Genomic DNA, 17,932 nt, shown 5'->3' with positions numbered 1-17,932 from the left:
TGATGTCGGCACCCAGCACTCTCGAAACGATGCCCATTCCTGCCGCGCTTCCAGCGCATCCAACTTCCATTCGTTCGCCCGACGCAACGCGTCGGCGCCAACCAGGATCACCTTCGATGACACGTTTCATGATCGCGCCGCTGTTGCTGGCGCTGTTGCTCAGCGGCTGCGGCCGCAGCAGTGAAGCATCGCACGATGACCACGCCGGGCACGCCGCCGAAGGCGGAGCAGGCGCCGATGCACACGGCGACGAAGCCAAGACCGGCATCCATGGCGGGCGACTGCTCAACCAGGACGGCGACAGCGTGGAGCTGGTCATCGCCGAAGACGGCACACCACCCACCTACCAGGCATGGCTGTACCGCGATGGCAAACCGTTGCCGGCCACCGCCGGCAGCGTGGAAGTGCAACTGAAGCGGCTCGGCGGCGTGAGTGAAGTCCATCAATTGCGGCCGCGCGACGACGGCAGTCTGCTGGCCGAAACCACGGTCAGCGAGCCGCATTCGTTCGATGTGGAAGTGCGCGCCACCGTGCAGGGCAAGACACATCATTGGAGCTATCCCAGCTACGAGGGGCGCACCACCATCGCGGCCAAGATTGCGCAGGACGCGGGCATTCGTGTCGCCGCCGTCAGCGCTGGCAGCATCGCCGACCAGCACGAAGTGCAAGGCTTACTGACGCCTGCAGAAGGTGCGCAGGCACAAGCCACCGCGCGTTTTCCCGGCCCGGTGCGCAGCCTGCGCGTCAATGTGGGCGAGCAGGTGCGCGCAGGCCAGGTGCTGGCCACGGTGGAGAGCAATCTGAGCATGACCACCTACTCGGTGAGCGCGCCGATCAGTGGCGTCGTGCTTGCGCGCAACGCCAGCCTGGGCAGCAATGCAGGCGAAGGCCAGGCGCTGTTCGAAATCGCCGACCTGTCCACCTTGTGGGTGGATCTGCATATCTTCGGTGCCGACGCCGGGCACATCACCGCCGGCGCACCGGTGACGGTGACGCGCATCAGCGATGGCGTGGTGGCGCAGACCACCCTGGAACGCGTATTGCCGGGCACCGCCACCGCGAGCCAGAGCACCGTCGCGCGCGCGGTGTTGCGCAATAGCGATGGCTTGTGGCGGCCGGGTTCCGCAGTGAAGGCACGGGTAACGGTGGCGCAGCAGCCGGCGGCGATGGTGGTGCCGGTTGGTGCGTTGCAGCAGTTTCGCGACTGGAATGTGGTGTTTGTGCAGGTGGGCGATGTCTACGAAGTGCGGCCGGTGAAGCTGGGCGCGCGCGATGCGCAGCAGGTGGAAGTGTTATCGGGCTTGGCGGCAGGCGATGCGGTGGTGGTGGAGCAGAGTTACCTGGTGAAGGCTGATATCGAGAAGTCGGGGGCTTCGCATGATCATTGATCGCGTTTGGGTCGACGTCATTGCGTCTTTGAGTGTGAGCGAATGTCGGATACGGAAATGCACGGCAGATCCAAGGCTTTCGCGCCCTGTCGGGCACGAGTCACTTTTCTTTGCTTGTGCAAAGAAAAGTAACCAAAAGAAAGCACACCCCGTCCTCGCGCCCTCCGCGCCTGCGGCGCTGCGGGTTCGCAAGGCCGGCAGAAATTTTTGTAAGGGACGTCCCTGCCCCTTACAAAAACGTCGCGCATCCATGCGCGCCGCCCTGCGGGTTGTATCTGCCAGCCTTGCCGCTGCGGTATGGGGCCCCGAAAGCAAACAACAACAGCAACAGCAACAACAGCAACAACAGCAACAACAGCAACGAGAACTAAAACCACGAGGGTGCTGGCGCGAGGGTGAGTGTTTGTTTGGTGTGGTGCGGCGCGTTCCTGTGGGGCAGCGGCGCTGTCTGTCGGTGGTACGACCAGTGCGATGCTCGGCGCAGTGCGGTGCCAGGTGTGCGCGGAGGTGTTTGTCATGCGGACCAACATCATCCGGTTTGCGATCGCCCAGCGCTGGTTGATGCTGGCATTGACGGGCGTGCTGATTGCGATTGGTGTGTGGAGTTTTTCGCGCTTGCCGATCGATGCAACGCCCGATATCACCAACGTGCAGGTGCAGGTCAACACTGCGGCGCCGGGCTATTCGCCGCTGGAATCCGAGCAGCGGGTGACGTTTCCGCTGGAGACGGTGCTGGCAGGTTTGCCGGGCCTGGAATCCACGCGCTCGCTGTCGCGCTACGGTTTATCGCAGGTGATTGCAGTCTTCGCCGACGGCACCGATCTGTATTTCGCGCGGCAACAGGTGGCTGAGCGCTTGCAGCAGGTCAAGTCGCAATTGTCGGTCGATCTGGAGCCGCAGCTGGGGCCGATTGCCACCGGCCTGGGCGAGATCTTCATGTACACGGTGGAAGCCCAACCGAACGCGCGCAAACCCGACGGCAGTGCGTGGACAGCGACCGATCTGCGTACCTTGCAGGATTGGGTGGTGCGCCCGCAGCTGCGCAATGTGCCGGGCGTGACCGAGGTCAACACCATCGGCGGCTATGCGCGGCAGATCCATATCACGCCCGACCCCGCGCGCATGGTCGCGTTGGGATTTACCCTGGACGACGTCGCGCAAGCGGTCGAAGCCAATAACCGCAACATCGGCGCCGGCTATATCGAACGCAACGGCCAGCAGTTTCTGGTGCGGGTGCCGGGGCAGGTGGATGACATCGCGCAGATTGGCGCGATCGTGCTGGATCGACGCGCCGGTGTGCCGATCCGCGTGCGCGATGTGGCGCAAGTGGGCGAGGGCCGCGAACTGCGCACCGGTGCGGCCACCCAGGACGGCAACGAAGTGGTGCTCGGCACGGTGTTCATGCTGGTCGGCGCCAATAGCCGCACGGTGGCGCAGGCCGCAGCGCAACGGTTGGAGGTGGCTAACGCCAGCCTGCCCGCAGGCGTGCAGGCGGTGCCGGTGTACGACCGCACTGCCTTGGTAGACCGCACCATCGTCACCGTCGCCAAGAACCTGATCGAAGGCGCGTTGCTGGTGATCGTGGTGTTGTTCCTGTTGCTGGGCAATGTGCGCGCAGCGTTGATCACGGCTGCGGTGATTCCGTTGGCGATGTTGTTCACGCTCACTGGCATGGTGCGCGGTGGTGTGTCCGGCAATCTGATGAGTCTGGGTGCGCTGGACTTCGGTTTGATCGTCGATGGCGCGGTGATCATCGTGGAGAACTGCCTGCGCCGCTTCGGCGACGCGCAACTTCGGCTTGGGCGCGTGCTCGAGTGCGATGAGCGTTTCGAGCTCACTGCCGAAGCCACTGCCGAGGTGATTCGCCCCAGCCTGTTCGGCCTGGGCATCATCACCGCGGTGTATCTGCCGGTGTTTGCGCTGACCGGCATCGAAGGCAAGATGTTTCACCCGATGGCGATCACCGTAGTGCTGGCACTGGCCGGCGCGATGCTGCTGTCGCTCACCTTCGTGCCTGCAGCGATTGCATTGCTGCTTGGCGGCAAGGTGGCCGAGCACGAAAACCGTGCGATGCGCTGGGCACGTCGGGTGTATGCACCGTTGCTCGATGGCGCGCTGCGTCACGGCCGCTGGGTCGGCATTGCGGCCTTCGCGACGGTGGCGCTGTGCGCGGTGTTGGCCACGCGCTTGGGCAGCGATTTCATTCCGAACCTGGATGAAGGCGATATTGCACTGCATGCCTTGCGCATTCCCGGCACCAGCCTGGAACAGGCCATCACCATGCAATCCACCCTGGAAAAACGCATCAAGCAGTTTCCGGAAGTGGCGCATGTGTTCGGCAAACTCGGCACCGCCGAAGTGGCCACCGACCCGATGCCACCATCCGTTGCCGATACGTTCCTGATCATGCATCCGCGCGCGCAGTGGCCGGATCCGCGCAAGCCCAAAGCGCAATTGCTGGCCGAGATTGAGGAGGCGGTGAAGCAGTTGCCCGGGAACAATTACGAGTTCACCCAGCCAATCCAGATGCGCATGAACGAGCTGATTTCTGGCGTGCGTGCGGATGTGGCGATCAAGGTCTATGGCGACGATCTGGACACGTTGGTCAAGCTCGGGCAGCGCGTGCAGGAAATCGCCAGCGCAGTGCCGGGCGCGGCCGATGTGAGTCTGGAACAGGCCACCGGCCTGCCGATGCTGGCGGTGGTGCCCGATCGTGCCGCGCTGGCCGGCTACGGGCTCAATCCCGGTGTGGTGCAGGACACCGTGGCGGCGGCAGTGGGCGGGCAGGAAGCTGGACAATTGTTCGAAGGCGACCGGCGCTTCGACATCGTGGTGCGTTTGCCGGAGGCGCTGCGCCAAGACCCCACCGCGCTGGCCGATCTGCCGATCCCGCTACGTGGCGATGGCGAACGTGCGGATCTGGACGAGTCCAGCCGCGCAGCAGGTTGGCGCAGTGGCGAACCAGCCACCGTGCCGCTGCGCGAGGTCGCCAAGATCGATACCGTGCTGGGCCCCAACCAGATCAATCGCGAAGACGGTAAACGCCGCATCGTGATCACCGCCAATGTGCGTGATCGCGATCTGGGCGGTTTTGTCGCCGAGGTGCAGCAGCGCATGCAGGCGCAGGTCAAACTGCCCACCGGCTACTGGATCGGCTACGGCGGCACCTTCGAGCAACTGATCTCCGCCAGCCAGCGCCTTGCCTGGGTGGTGCCAGGCACCTTGCTGCTGATCTTCGCGCTGCTGTACTGGTCGTTCGGTTCGCTGCGCGATGCGCTGGTGGTGTTCAGCGGCGTGCCGTTGGCACTGACCGGCGGCGTGGTGGCGTTGGCGCTGCGCGGACTGGCATTGTCGATTTCCGCCGGCGTGGGCTTTATCGCCTTGTCTGGCGTGGCAGTGCTCAACGGCCTGGTGATGATCGCCTTCGTGCGCAGCTTGCGTGCAGAAGGCATGCCGCTGGAGCAGGCATTGCGCGAAGGCGCGTTGTCGCGCCTGCGACCGGTGCTGATGACTGCACTGGTCGCCGCGCTGGGCTTTGTGCCGATGGCCTTCAACGTCGGTGCCGGCGCCGAAGTGCAGCGCCCGTTGGCCACGGTGGTGATCGGCGGCATCGTCTCCTCCACCCTGCTCACCCTGCTGGTGCTGCCGGTGCTGTATCGCTGGCTGCATCGGCGCGGCACTGCAGCCGGTCCTGCGCTCGGCCTGTAGTTGGCGCTGCGCAGCGAAGCAGCGTTGCGCCGACGTTCGCTTCAGGCGCGTTGTGTGGGTTGCAGCGACAGGTTCCCCAGAATCATGCGTCTCGCTGACGCTTTGTCGCTGGGCATGAACTTTTCGTCGATGGCGTCGTCGCGGCGGTCTAGGTTCTCGGACAGCCCCAGCAAGTTTCATGTATGGATGATGCAACCCTAGGTTCGTTCCAAGGATGCTGAAAGCGAGCTGTTGAGCTGCCGATCCCGTCCCTCCCGCGCTGCCGCTAAGTGCTTGCGGCACATAGGAAAGCCGTGCATAATGCGCGGCTCGCTGTGCCCGGATCGCTCCGGATGGCGGCACCCAGCGCAATGGGGTTGCCGGCTTGTTCCAGCGTAAGTTCTTGATTCCCAACGTTGCGTGACAGCCTTGGCGCTGTCGGGGCCGCCGCTCCCCAGGCTATGGGTGGCAATTCATTTATCGAGGTGCGTAATGTCCCGCGTATGCCAAGTGTCCGGCAAGCGTGTGCAGACGGGTAACAACGTCTCCCACGCAAACAACAGAACCCGTCGTCGCTTCCTGCCCAACCTGCATGAGCGTCGTTTCTGGGTCGCCAGCGAAAACCGCTGGGTGAAGCTCCGTGTCTCCGCGCATGCATTGCGCACCATCGACAAGAACGGGATTGATGCCGTTCTGAAAGAGCTGCGCGCGCGCGGCGAAAAGGTCTGAGGAGTAAGCAGTCATGGCAAAAGGCAAGCGTGACAAGATTCGTATGATTTCCTCGGCCGCTACCGGCCACTTTTACACCACGGATAAGAACAAGAAAAACACTCCGGGGAAGATGGAAATGATGAAATACGACCCGGTCGTGCGTAAGCACGTGATGTACAAGGAAGGCAAGATCAAGTGATCGACTGATCGCTGGATCTGCTTTCAAGCAAACACCCGCCGAAAAGCGGGTGTTTGCGTTTGTGGGGTTGGATGCAGTTGCTGCGTGAGCGTTGGCGTATGTGCGTGCAATGAGCAGTGTCGTTGTCTGCTGCGTTGATGCGCATACCAATGCGGCAAGCGTGCATCGAGCCCTTCTCCCGCCGGGACGACAAGGCACGGCTTGCGTACCGAAGGGGTGCGTGTCTTGGAGCACCCGCGCCGCTGGTGCGGGCCGGGGCGCGAAGCCGGGGTTGGGGTAAGGTACGGGGCGAAGCAACGGGCGTGTCACCTTTGCAGGCGCGTGGCGACGCGTTCGTCATCGCAGAGACTCGCAAATTTATGCGGCGCCCCTCATCCGGCGTTGGCGCAACCTTCTCCCCCATGAAGGGGGACAATGTCCCGGAGGGAGAAGAAAGTGCCATCACAGCCCACGCGACCGCAACTGCGCGTCCAATCTCGGATACGCCCGCCGTGCTTTGCCGTCGAACACCTTGCGCTTGTCGGCATCGGAAATCGCCAACGCATCGATGTAGCGTTTGGTGTCGTCGAAGTAGTGGCCGGTCTGCGGGTCGATGCCGCGCACGCGCGCCAACCATCTCGAGCCGAACAGGATGTTGTCGATGTCGATCACCTCGAACAGTAGGTCGATACCCGGTTGGTGATACACACAGGTATCGAAAAACACATTGCGCATCACGCGGGTGGATAGCGCAGGTTTGCCCAGCATATCGGCCAGGCCGCGGAAGCGGCCCAGTGATACGGCACCGCGCCGCCGCCGTGCGGAATGATGAGCGCAGGTCCGGAAAATCAGTGAACAAATCGCCTTCAAGAAATTGCATGAAGGCCGTGGTGTCGGCATTGAGATAATGCGCACCGCTGGAATGGAAATTGTCGTTGCAGCTGCCCCGACACATGCACCATCGCCGGCACGCCGGTGCGCGCGTGCTGGGAACAGCTATTCCGCGACCATCAGCTAAAGCCGCAGCCGCTGCGCATCGAATGCGGCGCTGAGCTGACCGTGCGCGGCTTGCTGCTGGAAGACGACTGGCTGACCTTGATGTCGCGCGATCAATTTTTGTTCGAGCGGCGCGCCGGACGGCTCGCCGAGATCGGCAGCGCCGGGCCGCAGTTGCGCCGGCAGATCGGTATGACCACACGTAGCGATTGGTATCCCACCCGCGCGCAGTCGGCATTCGTGCAGACGTTGCGACAGGTCTGCGCCGAACGCGTGCAGCCGGCCGATGCGCAGGGTGGGCCGTTTCGCTATTGCACGCCGGCATCGACATCGACACCGTTGCGTTTATGCGTGGCCAGGTCAGAATCGGGTTACTGATGAGAAAGGATCACTGATGCTGCCCGATTGGGTGACAGGCACTTGGCTGCTGGCGCTGGACTGGACGATCCGCCTGGCCGCCCTGCTATGGATTCCCGCCCGTACCACGCCTGGTGCGGCACGTAGCTGGCTGTTGCTGATCGGCTTTGTGCCGGTGGTCGGTCTGCCGCTGTATCTGCTGTTCGGCCATCCGTGGTTGTCGCGGCTGCGGGTGGAGCGGCAAGCCAGTGCCTCGCAGGTGATTCGCGAGCAGCAACTGCCATTGCACGCCCTGCGCTGGACCCCGCAGGCCGACACCAGCAGTGCCGAAGTGGTGCCGCTGATCGAGCGCGAAGGCGATTTCATGCCGACGCTGGGCAATGCGGTGGAATTGCTAGACGACTACGCGCAGTCGTTGCAGGCCCTGATCGCAGCGATCGACGCAGCCGCAAAACGCGTGCATCTGCTGTATTACCTGATGTTCGACGATGCAGTGGGCGAGGCGGTGGTGGCGGCGCTGGAACGCGCCAGTGCGCGCGGCGTGCGCTGTCGTGTGCTGCTGGATGCGGTGGGGGCCAAGCGCGGCCTGCGCCGCTACCGCAAGCGCCTGCAGGACGGCGGCGTGCAGGTGCTGGCGGTATTGCCCGGCGGTCTGCGCTGGCGTCGCAGCGGCCGCATGGATCTGCGTAACCATCGCAAGATTGCGGTGATCGACAACCAGATGGCGTTTGTCGGCTCGCAGAATCTGGCCGAGGCCGGCTTCATCGATGGCGTGCCCAATCGCGAATTGGTGGCGCGCGTGCGCGGGCCGGTGGTCAATCATCTGGAAGCGGTATTCGCCAGCGACTGGTTCACCGAAACCGGCGAGCGCCTGGACGTGTGGCCGGATGCACCGGTGTGCGAGGCCAATATCGCCACGCAGTTGCTGCCCAGCGGGCCGGCGTATCCGTTCGAAAATGCGCGCGATGCGATCAATGCGGTGATCCATCTGGCACGGCGCAAGGTGGTGCTGGTGACGCCGTACTTCGTGCCCGACGAGGCCTTGCTGAGCGCGTTGCGCATTGCCGGCGTCTCGGGCGTGGATGTGCAGCTGATTTTGTCGGAGAGCAACAACCAGCGGTTGGCTGCATGGGCGCAGGAAGCCTATTTCGAAGAGCTGCTGCGGTGTGGGGTGAAGATTGCGCTGTATCGCCCGCACTTTTTGCATGCCAAGCATCTGAGCATGGACGAGGACATTGCGTTGGTGGGCTCGATCAATCTGGACATCCGCTCGTTCGCGCTCAACGCCGAGATCGGCATGCTCTGCTACGACACCGGCGTGGTGCAGCGGCTGCGCGATATCGAACAGGACTATCTGGCCAATGCGCGGCAATTAGAGCTGGACACGTGGCGCCGCCGCCCGGCCTGGCGGCGCAGCCGCGAGGGCATTGCGCGGTTGGCCGATGCATTGATGTAGGGCGCTTGCCGCGTAGAGCGGCTAATAAAACGGCTGCGCTTAGTGCTGGACGGGCGCGGTTAGTCTTCGGTGCCTCATGCGCCACGTGGGCGCTGCAGGCTCTGCATGCCATCTACAAGCAAATGACCACTGTTCGCGGCATTCTGTTCGCTGATCCTAATCCAGACGCATGACCTGGAAGACCTTGCCCTTCGGATCGCAGCCGTCGTACATCTGCTAAGCAAAGCCGGCATAGCGTTTGAGTTCGCCAACAGGTACGCCGGCACGCTGCAGCTGCTGGAGATGCGCGAGCAGATCAGTGGTGATGGCGAGCACCAGTTGGTGGCGGTGTTTGCCGCGGTCACTGCGCTGCCGGGTGCACGCGTATCCGGCTGCTGTCGGTAAGCCTCGCCAACCCGGTGCAGCGCCAGCTCGATGCCGCTGGCTGCGAGCACCACCCACTCCTGGCGATCTGCTCGATGACGGATAGCGCGAAGTGCGTTTGGTAGAACGCCTTGACCGCCGCGACATTGTGCACGTAGAGGATGAGCCGGACCAGAGCGATGGACATATTGCAGGCCCCCCACGGCGCGCGCCGATGCTGAGCGCCCGATCGTAAGCGCTTCGGCTGCTGGCCGTGTGGGACGCGGTGACACACGCCGCGCCTGCGCCACTGCGGCATAACAATCCTGCGCCCAACGACGGGGGGTCATGCGATGCATCGCCTACAATGCCGCCATGAATGAACCGCGTGATCCCGGCGATGCAGTGATCGCCATCGTCGGTGGTGGGGCGTCCGGTGTGCTGGTCGCGCTGCAGCTGCTGCGTCAGGCCGTGGCGCCGTTGCAGGTCGTCATTATCGAGCCGCATGCGGTGCTGGGCGAAGGCGTGGCGTATTCCACCGCGCGGGCCGAACACCTGCTCAATGTGCCGGCTGCGCGCATGAGTGCGCTGGCGGAATTGCCGAACGACTTCGTTGATTACCTGCGCGCGAACGCCTGTTGCCCCGAGCTGGACGATGCGCGGTTACCGCAGCAGTTCGTGGGGCGCCGGCATTACGCACCGTATCTGCGCGACCGTTTGCAAGCTGCGCGTGCGCACAGCCTGGCATCGCTGCGCGTGCACACCGCACACGTGCAGACCCTGCAACGCACTGCCTGTGGCGCGCTCTTGCAGCTGGACGATGGACAAGTGTTGCAGGCCACCGCCGTGGTGCTAGCCGTAGGCAATGCGCTGCGGCCGCTGCCGCTGCGCGGTGCCACGGGATTGTCGCGCGCGCAACGTGTTGAAGCCTGGGACAGCGAGGCGGTTGCAGCGTTGCCGCAGGACGCGGCGGTGTGCATCGTCGGCTCAGGCTTGAGCATGGCCGACACGGCGGTGACGTTGGCGGCGCAGGCGCATCGCGCGGCCGTGCATGTGGTGTCGCGACATGGGCTGTTGCCGTTGCCGCAGGCGCATGGCGGCGTGGCGGCGTTCGACCCGCAACCACTGCTGGCAATGTCACTGCGGGCGCGCATACGCACATTACGCCAGCACGCGCGTGCCGCTGCTGCGCAGGGCCTGCCGTGGCAGAGCGTGATGGAGCGCATCCGGCCGTTGAGCCAGGCGCTGTGGCAGACACTGTCGGTTGCCGACCAGCGCCGCTTTTTGCGGCATGTGGTGCGCTATTGGGACGTGCATCGGCATCGCATCGCCGCACCGGTGCATGCGCAGCTACAGGCGATGCAGGCGCGCGGGCAGCTGCAGGTGCATCGCGCACGGCTAGATGTGGCCTTCGAGGTGGGCGCTTGCGTGCGCGTGAGCGCCGGGGCCGCCGGTGCCGGGCATGCGTTGCAGCTGGATGTGCAGACGCTGGTCAATGCCACCGGCGTGGAAATGCGGGTGCAGGCGATGCGCAACCCGCTGCTGCAGCAACTACTGGGGCAGGGCATTGCCGTGGCCGGGCCGCATGGAATCGGCGTAGATACTGCCGCCAATGGCAGCCTGATCTGCGCCGAAGGGCTTGCAAATCCGCAACTGCGGGTGATCGGCAGCCTGCGCATCGGCACGTTGTGGGAAAGCCTGGCAGTGCCGGAGTTGCGCGAGCAGGCTGCTGGGATTGCGCGGGATGTGCTGGGAGTGCTGGGGGTTGATCGATAGGCCTGGCCCCGAGATTGAGCCGAAGATAGTTCCCTTCTCCCGCCGGGGCATTGTCCTCCTTGATGGGGGAGAAGGTGCCCGCAGGGGCGGATGACGGCGCTGCAGAGAGGCGTCAGTCACTGCAATGACAAACGCGTCGCCACGCGCCTGAAGGTGACACGCCCGTTGCTTCGCCCCCGTACCCTCACCCCAAGCCCCGCTCCGTGCCCCAGCCCGCGCCAGCGCGCGGCCGCTCAAAGGCACGCGCACCGTCGGTGCGCAAGCTGTGCCTTCTTGCTGCGAAGGGAGAGGGGCTTGGCTTGGGCAATCAATCACCACAATCCCAACCGCTTCATCGCAGTCTCAGCCGCGGCGACGCTACAACCGGTAAAATACGCTGGTGGATGTCTCTCATTTGCTCGATCATTTAAACCCCGCCCAGCGCGAGGCCGTTTCCGCACCGCCGGGGCATTACCTCGTGCTGGCTGGCGCCGGCTCCGGCAAGACGCGCGTGCTGATCCATCGTATTGCCTGGCTCAATGAAGTTCAGGGCGTGCCCAACCACGGCATCTTCGCGGTGACCTTCACCAACAAGGCCGCCGGTGAAATGCGCCACCGCACCGACCTGCAGCTGCGCAACGGCAGTCGCGGGATGTGGATCGGCACCTTCCATGGACTGGCGCATCGCCTGTTGCGTCTGCATTGGCAGGATGCGCGGCTGCCGGAAGGCTTCCAGGTCATGGACAGCGATGACCAGCTGCGGTTGGTCAAGCGCGTGGTGCAGTCGCTGGAGCTGGACGAGAGCAAGTATCCGCCCAAGCAGATGAGCTGGTGGATCAACGAACAGAAAGACGAAGGCCGGCGTCCGCAGCACATCCAGCCCGAGCCCAACGACGATTGGACCGAGGTCCGCCGGCAGGTGTACGCGGCCTATCAGGAACGCTGCGACCGCTCCGGTCTGCTGGATTTCGCCGAATTGCTGCTGCGCGCGCACGAGCTGCTGCGCGACACGCCTGCATTGCTGGCGCATTACCGCGCACGCTTCCGCGAAATTTTGGTGGACGAGTTTCAAGACACCAACGCCATCCAGTATGCTTTCGTGCGCGTGCTGGCCGGCGAATCGGGCAACGTGTTCGTGGTGGGCGACGACGACCAGGCCATCTATGGCTGGCGCGGTGCCAAGGTTGAAAACGTCCAGCGTTTCCTGAAGGATTTCCCCGGCGCGCAGACCGTGCGGCTGGAGCAGAACTACCGTTCCAGTGCCAATATCCTGGGCGCTGCCAATGCCGTGATTGCGCACAACCCGGACCGCATCGGCAAGCAGCTGTGGACCGATTCCGGCGATGGCGACCCGATCGATCTGTATGCGGCCTACAACGAAGTCGACGAGGCGCGTTATGTGGTTGAGGGTGCGCGGCAGTGGGTGCGCGACGGCGGCAGTTATGGCGAAGTGGCCGTGCTCTACCGCAGCAACGTGCAATCGCGAGCGCTGGAAGAAGCGCTGATTTCCGAGCAGCTGCCGTACCGCGTGTATGGCGGCATGCGCTTCTTCGAACGTGCCGAAATCAAGGATGCATTGGCGTACCTGCGCCTACTCACCAACCGCAGCGACGATGCAGCCTTCGAGCGTGCGGTCAACACGCCCACGCGCGGCATCGGCGATCGCACGCTGGATGAGGTGCGCCGGTTGGCGCGTGCCAATGCGTTGTCGTTGTGGGAAGCGGCGATGCTGTGCACGCAGCAGAACACGCTGGCCGCACGGGCACGCAATGCCTTGGCGACCTTCCTCAGCCTGGTCGGCCAACTGCATGCCGAAACCGGCGAGATGGAACTGGCCGAACGCATCGACCACGTGCTGATGCGCTCGGGCCTGCGCGAGCATTGGGCCAAGGAAAGCCGCGGTGGGCTGGATTCGGAATCGCGCACCGAGAACCTGGACGAACTGGTGTCGGTCGCCTCGCGCTTTACCCGCCCGGACGATGAAGACAGCCAGGGCATGACCGAGCTGGTCGCCTTCCTCGCTTACGCCTCACTCGAAGCCGGCGAAGGCCAGGCACAGGCCGGCGAAGAAGGCGTGCAGCTGATGACGCTGCATTCGGCCAAGGGCCTGGAATTTCCGATTGTGTTTCTGGTCGGGTTGGAAGATGGCTTGTTCCCGAGCGCGCGCTCGTTGGAAGAGAGCGGGCGGCTGGAAGAAGAGCGGCGCCTGGCGTATGTGGGCATCACCCGCGCGCGGCAGAAGCTGGTGCTGTGCTACGCCGAATCGCGCCGCATCCACGGCCAGGACAACTACAACGTGCCGTCGCGCTTTCTGCGCGAAATCCCGCGCGATCTGCTGAATGAAGTGCGCCCCAAGGTGCAGGTCTCGCGTACTGCCTCCCTGGGCGCGACACGCGGCGGGCCGGTGCATGGTGTGGTGGAAGCGGTACCGATCAAGCTTGGCGCCAACGTCGAACATCCCAAGTTCGGCGGCGGCGTGGTCGTGGACTACGAAGGCGCTGGCGCGCATGCGCGCGTGCAGGTGCAGTTCGATGAAGTCGGCGCCAAGTGGCTGGTGATGGCTTACGCCAATCTGACTGTTGTGTAGTCGGGTTTGTATTCGCCTGCGATTGCGTTTTCGTTAGCAGGCGGAGCAGTCGTGTGGTTGCGCTGGGCGTGTAGTGAGCGGGGCCGACCGCTGCTGCACTACACGCGCCGAGCGAGATCGCGCGAAGCAGACGGCAGGTGGACGACCCGTCGCCGCCGTTGCTGCCCTCGCGCGCTTACATCTCCCAACTGAAGCTGGAGTTGATCCGCTTGCCGTTCAAGGTCAGTGTCGATTTGTTGGCGAGCACGACCAGGGTAAATGGCGGCACACGCTTATCATGCCCTGTGTAAATCAGGCGGAGGATTCTGCGCTTGGTGTCGAACGTCTTGACCTGGAAGTCGCTGCGCACCCAGATGCCCTCGCTGTCGCCAGGTGCATTGAAACGAGACTGGCGATCACTGGTCGGGTGTCGTGCCCGATTTCGAAAAGGATGGAGTAGCCACTCTCTTCAAAAGAAAGTGAGGTGGTTGCGTGTGCAGGTGTGCTGAGGCATGCCCACAGCAAGAACGCAACGCAGGCGGCTAGAAATCGTGTCATGACGTCATCCTTGAACGTGGTCGTGCCGGAAGGGCAGGATCAGGAGTATGGATGCTGGCAGAGCGGCGTTACAACGTATGCGGCAAGCAACGGAATGGCGACACAGCCGCCTTGCGGGTGAGGCCCGGGCTCGACATCCGCATTGGCCGTTTCCACCCCGCTGGTGACCGCGCTAGTCGCTCCAACTAATGGCCTGACCGCGACGTTGTGTAAGCCGCGTTGAGCGGCAATCGGGGTTATTGGTGCATCGCTCGATGCGTACCGCCCAACATCCATGCCACCCTGTTAGCAGTTCATTGCATAGGGCCCGCAACGGCATGCAGACGGAAAAACAAAAAATGCTGGCAGGCGAACTCTACAACGCTGCCGATGCACAACTGCAGGCCGATCAGGCGGCGGCTGCGGAGTGGATGGCACGCTACAACGCCACCTGCGCGCAGCCATCCGCGCAGCGGCATGCGTTGCTGGTCGAGCGGCTAGCCGAGGTGGGCGCGGGCGCGGTAATCCGGCCGCCGTTTCATTGCGATTACGGCTACAACATTCGTCTGGGCGCGGGCGCGTTTCTCAACTTCAATTGCGTGATTCTGGATATCTGCGAGGTGTACATCGGCGATGGCACGCAGGTGGGCCCCGCGGTGCAGTTTTATGCCGCCGACCATCCGCGCGATGCGGCCGGACGTGCCAGCGGGCTGGAGTTCGGGCGGCCGATCCGCGTCGGGCGCAATGTGTGGATTGGTGGTGGGGCAATCATCCTGCCGGGCGTCAGCATCGGCGACGATGCGGTGATCGGTGCTGGTGCGGTGGTTACGCGCGATGTGCCGGCCGGCGCGACCGCAGTAGGCAACCCTGCGCGCGTACGTGAACCCAGGCACACTGCCGATGAGGCGCCCACCGACTGAAGCAACGAAGAAGAGGAGCTAGCAAAACGACAGTGCTGCTACCAGGTGGGCGCGGCCGCTGCGCAATGCAGCGCACACGCGAACAGTGCAATTTTGAACGCGCTATTGGCACCAGTGTGACGGTCGCTCACCAAGACAGGGTTGCCGCTTCAAGCGCTACAGTCAGTCACGTGCAAGATTGATTTGTATCAAGGTCTGCGTTGCCGCGTGCTGTCAATCTCACCTCGCCGGCGGGGCCGCCGGTCTATCCGGGAGGTCATCATGTACAAACGAATCCTGATCGCCATCGATGCATCCGAGCTGTCGCATCGCGGCTTGTTTCAAGGCCTGGAGCTGGCCAAGGCGACCGGTGCGAAAGTGGATATCGTCACCGTGTCCGAGCCGTGGGCGATGGGCATGTACGATGCCATGGGCTGGAGCGTGGGCTACGAGGCCAGCCCCGAATATCGCACCGGGCGCGAAGCGGCTGCTGAAAAAATCCTGCGCCCGGCGCTGGAACTGGCCGCCGCCGCCAACATCAAGGCCACGTCACGGCATGTGCTGGATCGCTTCGCTGCCGAGGGCATCGTACAGACCGCCAAGGACTGCAACAGCGATCTGATCATCATGACCTCGCACGGCCACCGCGGCATGCAGCGCATGCTGCTCGGCAGCCAGACGGTGGAAGTGCTGACCCACAGCTCGATTCCGGTCCTAGTGATTCGCTGATTCGCGGCGCTGTGACAACGCGGCATTGCGCGCTGTTGGCTGATCGCTACAGCGCCGCGTGTGGCTCAAGACGCGCGCTCATCAAGCTGATGCTCATGGCGCGCAGCAGCACCAGCGCTGGATCGTACAGATGCCGGGTAGCAACCACGCTCGGTTTGGCGGTTATGCAGTGATTTTTCAATCACTCCAAGCCCTGATCGCCAGCGACCGCAGGCCATGGAACTTGCTGCACGCATCTATGTGCAGCACACGTACAACGCGCACACCACGCTCAACTATCCGCATACTCCAGCTCAATCGCGCGTGCACGCAGCGGCTGGCCGAGACGACGCAGCGCTTCGGTATGCACGAGCGAAGCGTTGTGCAGCGGCAACATCCCGGCGCGCACAGGGACTTTTGCGCGTTGCGTGTTCTGGCTCAGTTCGCGCATGAAGCGCCACATCGGCATGTAGTGGCCACGTCGTGGCGTCGGTGTGTGCGGCGCGGCACGGCACTGGCGGCGCCACTGCATCGGCGGCATGCCGAAGCGTTGCTGAAATGCGCGTTGAAACTGCCGCTCGGATGCAAAGCCCATTTCGTACAGCAACCAGGTCAGGCTGCAGTCGGGGTAGGCCTGCAGATAGCGGTTAGCGGTGCTTAGCCGCTGTTCGCGGATGTAGCTGGTCACGCCGCCGTGCGACTGAAACAAGCGGTACAGCGATGCGCGCGACAACGCGAACCCTTGCTGCAATGACTCGGTTGCCCGGCTCCGCCTCGCCGATGTGCTGCTCGATGTAGGCCAGTAGATCGATCACCAGCGGCGCATGCGCCTGTATGGCCGAGGACGCTTGCGGAACGATGGCGCTGTAATACGGGGTGCTGCTCATATGGGGTAATGCCTGCGGCCCACTCTTCGGGGCCTGTCCCCTGAGCAACCGAAAACAGCACCGCCAACCCATCGCGCCTCTTTCACGAAGGCGGCACTCGATCACGCAAACAGACCACGGCGCCCACATAGCTGCAGCTGTGCAAGCAGGCAGAAAGTGGCATCTGGCAATAGCCAAGACAGGCATTTGGGCGTAAGCCTGAATCAGGTATGAGCGCCCGCGCTGATGCCACGCTGCGTCGCAACCCTGATTTCAAGAAGGCTGTCGAGCGAGCAGTCGTGGCAGGCCTGTCGCAGGCAATTGGGGCTTTCGTCGATCACGGTCGTGCCCGCGATCTCGCTGATCAATCCGATCTTCGAGGAAGTGTTCGTGTGCGGTTACCTCATCCACGCCCTGGAGCCACGCCATGGCCCCTACAGTTGCGGTGAATGGAAGCGTGGCGATCCGCACGTCGTATCACCTGTACCAGGGGCCGGTCGGCACCATCAGTATCGTGATGATTGGGCTGATCCGGGGTTAGTGGGTGGCCCGACGCGGGCGGCTGTGGCCGGCGATCTTGGCGCATGGCGCGCTGGATCTGCTGGGGTTGATGGTCAACACCTGACTCGCTGGCATCACTGCGATGCCGCACACTTGTCGCTTGGTCGAACACAGGACGAAGCAATGGCACGGCGATATGGATGGAGCGGGATACTGTTGTTGGTGTGGCTGTCGGCGTTCGGCGCGGTAGCGGCCGGTCCGACACCTGGCGAATACGGCACCAAGCAAGGCTGGGGCAGCCTGCAGGTCAGCGACAAGGGTGGGGTGCGCCACTTCGAGATTCTCGCGGTGGGCGCCAACGGGCACACCTGTTCGTTGGAGGGCACGCTGCAAGGCGACAAGGCAGAAGTGAGCGATGACAGCGACGCGCCGTGCGAACTATCTTTCAAGCCGGTGGCAGGTGGCTTCAGCATCGCCGCACTGACCCAAGACAGCTGCCGCGATTACTGCGGCATGCGCGCCAGTTTCGAAGGCGACTATCTGCAGTTGCCGGCCGGCTGCACCTCCGCGGCCAGCAGCCGGAGACGTGAGGCGTACCTAAGCGACTATCGCGGCAAGCGCTATACCGAAGCACTTGCCGGCATGCAGGCGTTTGCGCGTGAGTGCGGCGAGTTTCTCAACTGGCTCGATCGCGACCGTTTCGCCAACGACCGCGCGCTCACGCTGCTGCGCCTGCACCGCCCGCAAGAGTGCCTGGCGGCGTTGGACGAGACCATGGCGGGTCACAGCCACGACGAGGAGTCGTTTCAAGCGGAGCTGGACAAGGAGAGCACGATGCTGCCGCCCAGCGACTGGGATGCGTACCTGCCCATCGCCAAGTCCACCTGGTTCAATCGCAAGCTCTGCGAGGCGGCCAAGCGTTGAGTGTGAGATGGCTCGCGTTGCGGTGCGCAGGTGAGCGTCTGGATGCGACGGCGTGCCGATG

Annotated in this window: 12 protein-coding genes and 4 pseudogenes; 11 read left to right on the top strand and 5 right to left on the bottom strand. The window is 63.7% G+C overall.

Features of this window, described 5'->3' with window-relative positions; genetic code table 11:
• The first annotated feature begins 116 nt into the window (after positions 1 to 116).
• The 4 genes from KWO_RS18280 (at position 117) to rpmG (ending at position 5,985) form a co-directional block, all read left to right on the top strand.
• A complete protein-coding gene (locus KWO_RS18280) occupies positions 117 to 1,388 on the top strand; it encodes an efflux RND transporter periplasmic adaptor subunit (RefSeq protein ID WP_010381369.1) in 1,272 nt (423 codons plus the stop codon).
• Between the two features lie 516 nt (positions 1,389 to 1,904).
• The gene (locus KWO_RS18275) at positions 1,905 to 5,096 is read left to right on the top strand and encodes an efflux RND transporter permease subunit (RefSeq protein ID WP_033006802.1); all 3,192 of its coding nucleotides are present in this window, start codon (positions 1,905 to 1,907) and stop codon (positions 5,094 to 5,096) included.
• 471 nt (positions 5,097 to 5,567) lie between these two features.
• Entirely contained in the window at positions 5,568 to 5,804 is a 237-nt protein-coding gene (gene rpmB, locus KWO_RS18270; protein ID WP_002809459.1) for a 50S ribosomal protein L28, read from the top strand.
• 13 nt (positions 5,805 to 5,817) lie between these two features.
• On the top strand, positions 5,818 to 5,985 hold the full coding sequence (gene rpmG / locus KWO_RS18265; RefSeq protein ID WP_002809462.1) for a 50S ribosomal protein L33: 168 nt from the start codon (positions 5,818 to 5,820) through the stop codon (positions 5,983 to 5,985).
• 441 nt (positions 5,986 to 6,426) lie between these two features.
• On the opposite strand, the pseudogene KWO_RS23145 reads toward rpmG, so the two are convergent.
• Positions 6,427 to 6,935 (bottom strand): annotated as a pseudogene (locus KWO_RS23145) (amidohydrolase family protein); the annotation flags it as partial.
• Between KWO_RS23145 and KWO_RS18250 the strand changes: the two are divergent.
• Positions 6,925 to 7,338: pseudogene (locus tag KWO_RS18250) on the top strand (LysR substrate-binding domain-containing protein); the annotation flags it as partial. The pseudogenes KWO_RS23145 and KWO_RS18250 sit on opposite strands and share 11 nt — an antisense overlap.
• Before the next feature lie 16 nt (positions 7,339 to 7,354).
• On the top strand, positions 7,355 to 8,773 hold the full coding sequence (cls, locus tag KWO_RS18245) for a cardiolipin synthase (RefSeq protein ID WP_010381383.1): 1,419 nt from the start codon (positions 7,355 to 7,357) through the stop codon (positions 8,771 to 8,773).
• A 216-nt stretch (positions 8,774 to 8,989) separates the two neighbouring features.
• On the opposite strand, the pseudogene KWO_RS23140 reads toward cls, so the two are convergent.
• Positions 8,990 to 9,323: pseudogene (locus KWO_RS23140) on the bottom strand (VOC family protein).
• A 167-nt stretch (positions 9,324 to 9,490) separates the two neighbouring features.
• Here KWO_RS23140 and KWO_RS18235 point away from each other — a divergent pair.
• A complete protein-coding gene (locus tag KWO_RS18235) occupies positions 9,491 to 10,891 on the top strand; it encodes an FAD/NAD(P)-binding protein (RefSeq protein ID WP_010381401.1) in 1,401 nt (466 codons plus the stop codon).
• Between the two features lie 379 nt (positions 10,892 to 11,270).
• Entirely contained in the window at positions 11,271 to 13,457 is a 2,187-nt protein-coding gene (gene uvrD, locus KWO_RS18230) for a DNA helicase II (protein ID WP_010381402.1), read from the top strand.
• Between the two features lie 175 nt (positions 13,458 to 13,632).
• Here uvrD and KWO_RS18225 read toward each other — a convergent pair whose 3' ends face one another.
• Entirely contained in the window at positions 13,633 to 13,812 is a 180-nt protein-coding gene (locus KWO_RS18225) for a hypothetical protein (protein WP_050560778.1), read from the bottom strand.
• A gap of 499 nt (positions 13,813 to 14,311) precedes the next feature.
• On the opposite strand from KWO_RS18225, the gene KWO_RS18220 reads away from it, so the two are divergent.
• Both KWO_RS18220 and KWO_RS18215 read left to right on the top strand, forming a co-directional pair.
• Positions 14,312 to 14,893 (top strand): sugar O-acetyltransferase, encoded by a 582-nt coding sequence (locus KWO_RS18220; RefSeq protein ID WP_017113148.1) that lies wholly within the window; start codon positions 14,312 to 14,314, stop codon positions 14,891 to 14,893.
• 261 nt (positions 14,894 to 15,154) lie between these two features.
• Positions 15,155 to 15,601 (top strand): universal stress protein, encoded by a 447-nt coding sequence (locus tag KWO_RS18215; RefSeq protein ID WP_010381410.1) that lies wholly within the window; start codon positions 15,155 to 15,157, stop codon positions 15,599 to 15,601.
• A 271-nt stretch (positions 15,602 to 15,872) separates the two neighbouring features.
• Here the strand turns inward: KWO_RS18215 and tagK are convergent.
• Positions 15,873 to 16,534: pseudogene (tagK, locus tag KWO_RS18210) on the bottom strand (transcriptional regulator TagK).
• A gap of 136 nt (positions 16,535 to 16,670) precedes the next feature.
• Positions 16,671 to 16,814 (bottom strand): hypothetical protein, encoded by a 144-nt coding sequence (locus KWO_RS22665; RefSeq protein ID WP_010381415.1) that lies wholly within the window; start codon positions 16,812 to 16,814, stop codon positions 16,671 to 16,673.
• 316 nt (positions 16,815 to 17,130) lie between these two features.
• On the opposite strand from KWO_RS22665, the gene KWO_RS18200 reads away from it, so the two are divergent.
• Complete coding sequence (locus tag KWO_RS18200; RefSeq protein ID WP_026112420.1) at positions 17,131 to 17,871, top strand: hypothetical protein; 741 nt, start codon at positions 17,131 to 17,133, stop codon at positions 17,869 to 17,871.
• Positions 17,872 to 17,932 lie beyond the last annotated feature (61 nt).

It is taken from the genome of Xanthomonas vasicola pv. musacearum NCPPB 4379, assembly GCF_000277895.2.
GTDB lineage: Bacteria > Pseudomonadota > Gammaproteobacteria > Xanthomonadales > Xanthomonadaceae > Xanthomonas > Xanthomonas vasicola.
This window is presented reverse-complemented; position numbering and strand designations above follow the sequence as displayed.

Coding starts and splice junctions, on each gene's coding strand:
- KWO_RS18280 (WP_010381369.1), top strand. CDS start 117: ATGACACGTTTCATGATCGCGCCGCTGTTGCTGGCGCTGTTGCTCAGC.
- KWO_RS18275 (WP_033006802.1), top strand. CDS start 1,905: ATGCGGACCAACATCATCCGGTTTGCGATCGCCCAGCGCTGGTTGATG.
- rpmB (WP_002809459.1), top strand. CDS start 5,568: ATGTCCCGCGTATGCCAAGTGTCCGGCAAGCGTGTGCAGACGGGTAAC.
- rpmG (WP_002809462.1), top strand. CDS start 5,818: ATGGCAAAAGGCAAGCGTGACAAGATTCGTATGATTTCCTCGGCCGCT.
- cls (WP_010381383.1), top strand. CDS start 7,355: ATGCTGCCCGATTGGGTGACAGGCACTTGGCTGCTGGCGCTGGACTGG.
- KWO_RS18235 (WP_010381401.1), top strand. CDS start 9,491: ATGAATGAACCGCGTGATCCCGGCGATGCAGTGATCGCCATCGTCGGT.
- KWO_RS18220 (WP_017113148.1), top strand. CDS start 14,312: ATGCAGACGGAAAAACAAAAAATGCTGGCAGGCGAACTCTACAACGCT.
- KWO_RS18215 (WP_010381410.1), top strand. CDS start 15,155: ATGTACAAACGAATCCTGATCGCCATCGATGCATCCGAGCTGTCGCAT.
- KWO_RS18200 (WP_026112420.1), top strand. CDS start 17,131: ATGGCACGGCGATATGGATGGAGCGGGATACTGTTGTTGGTGTGGCTG.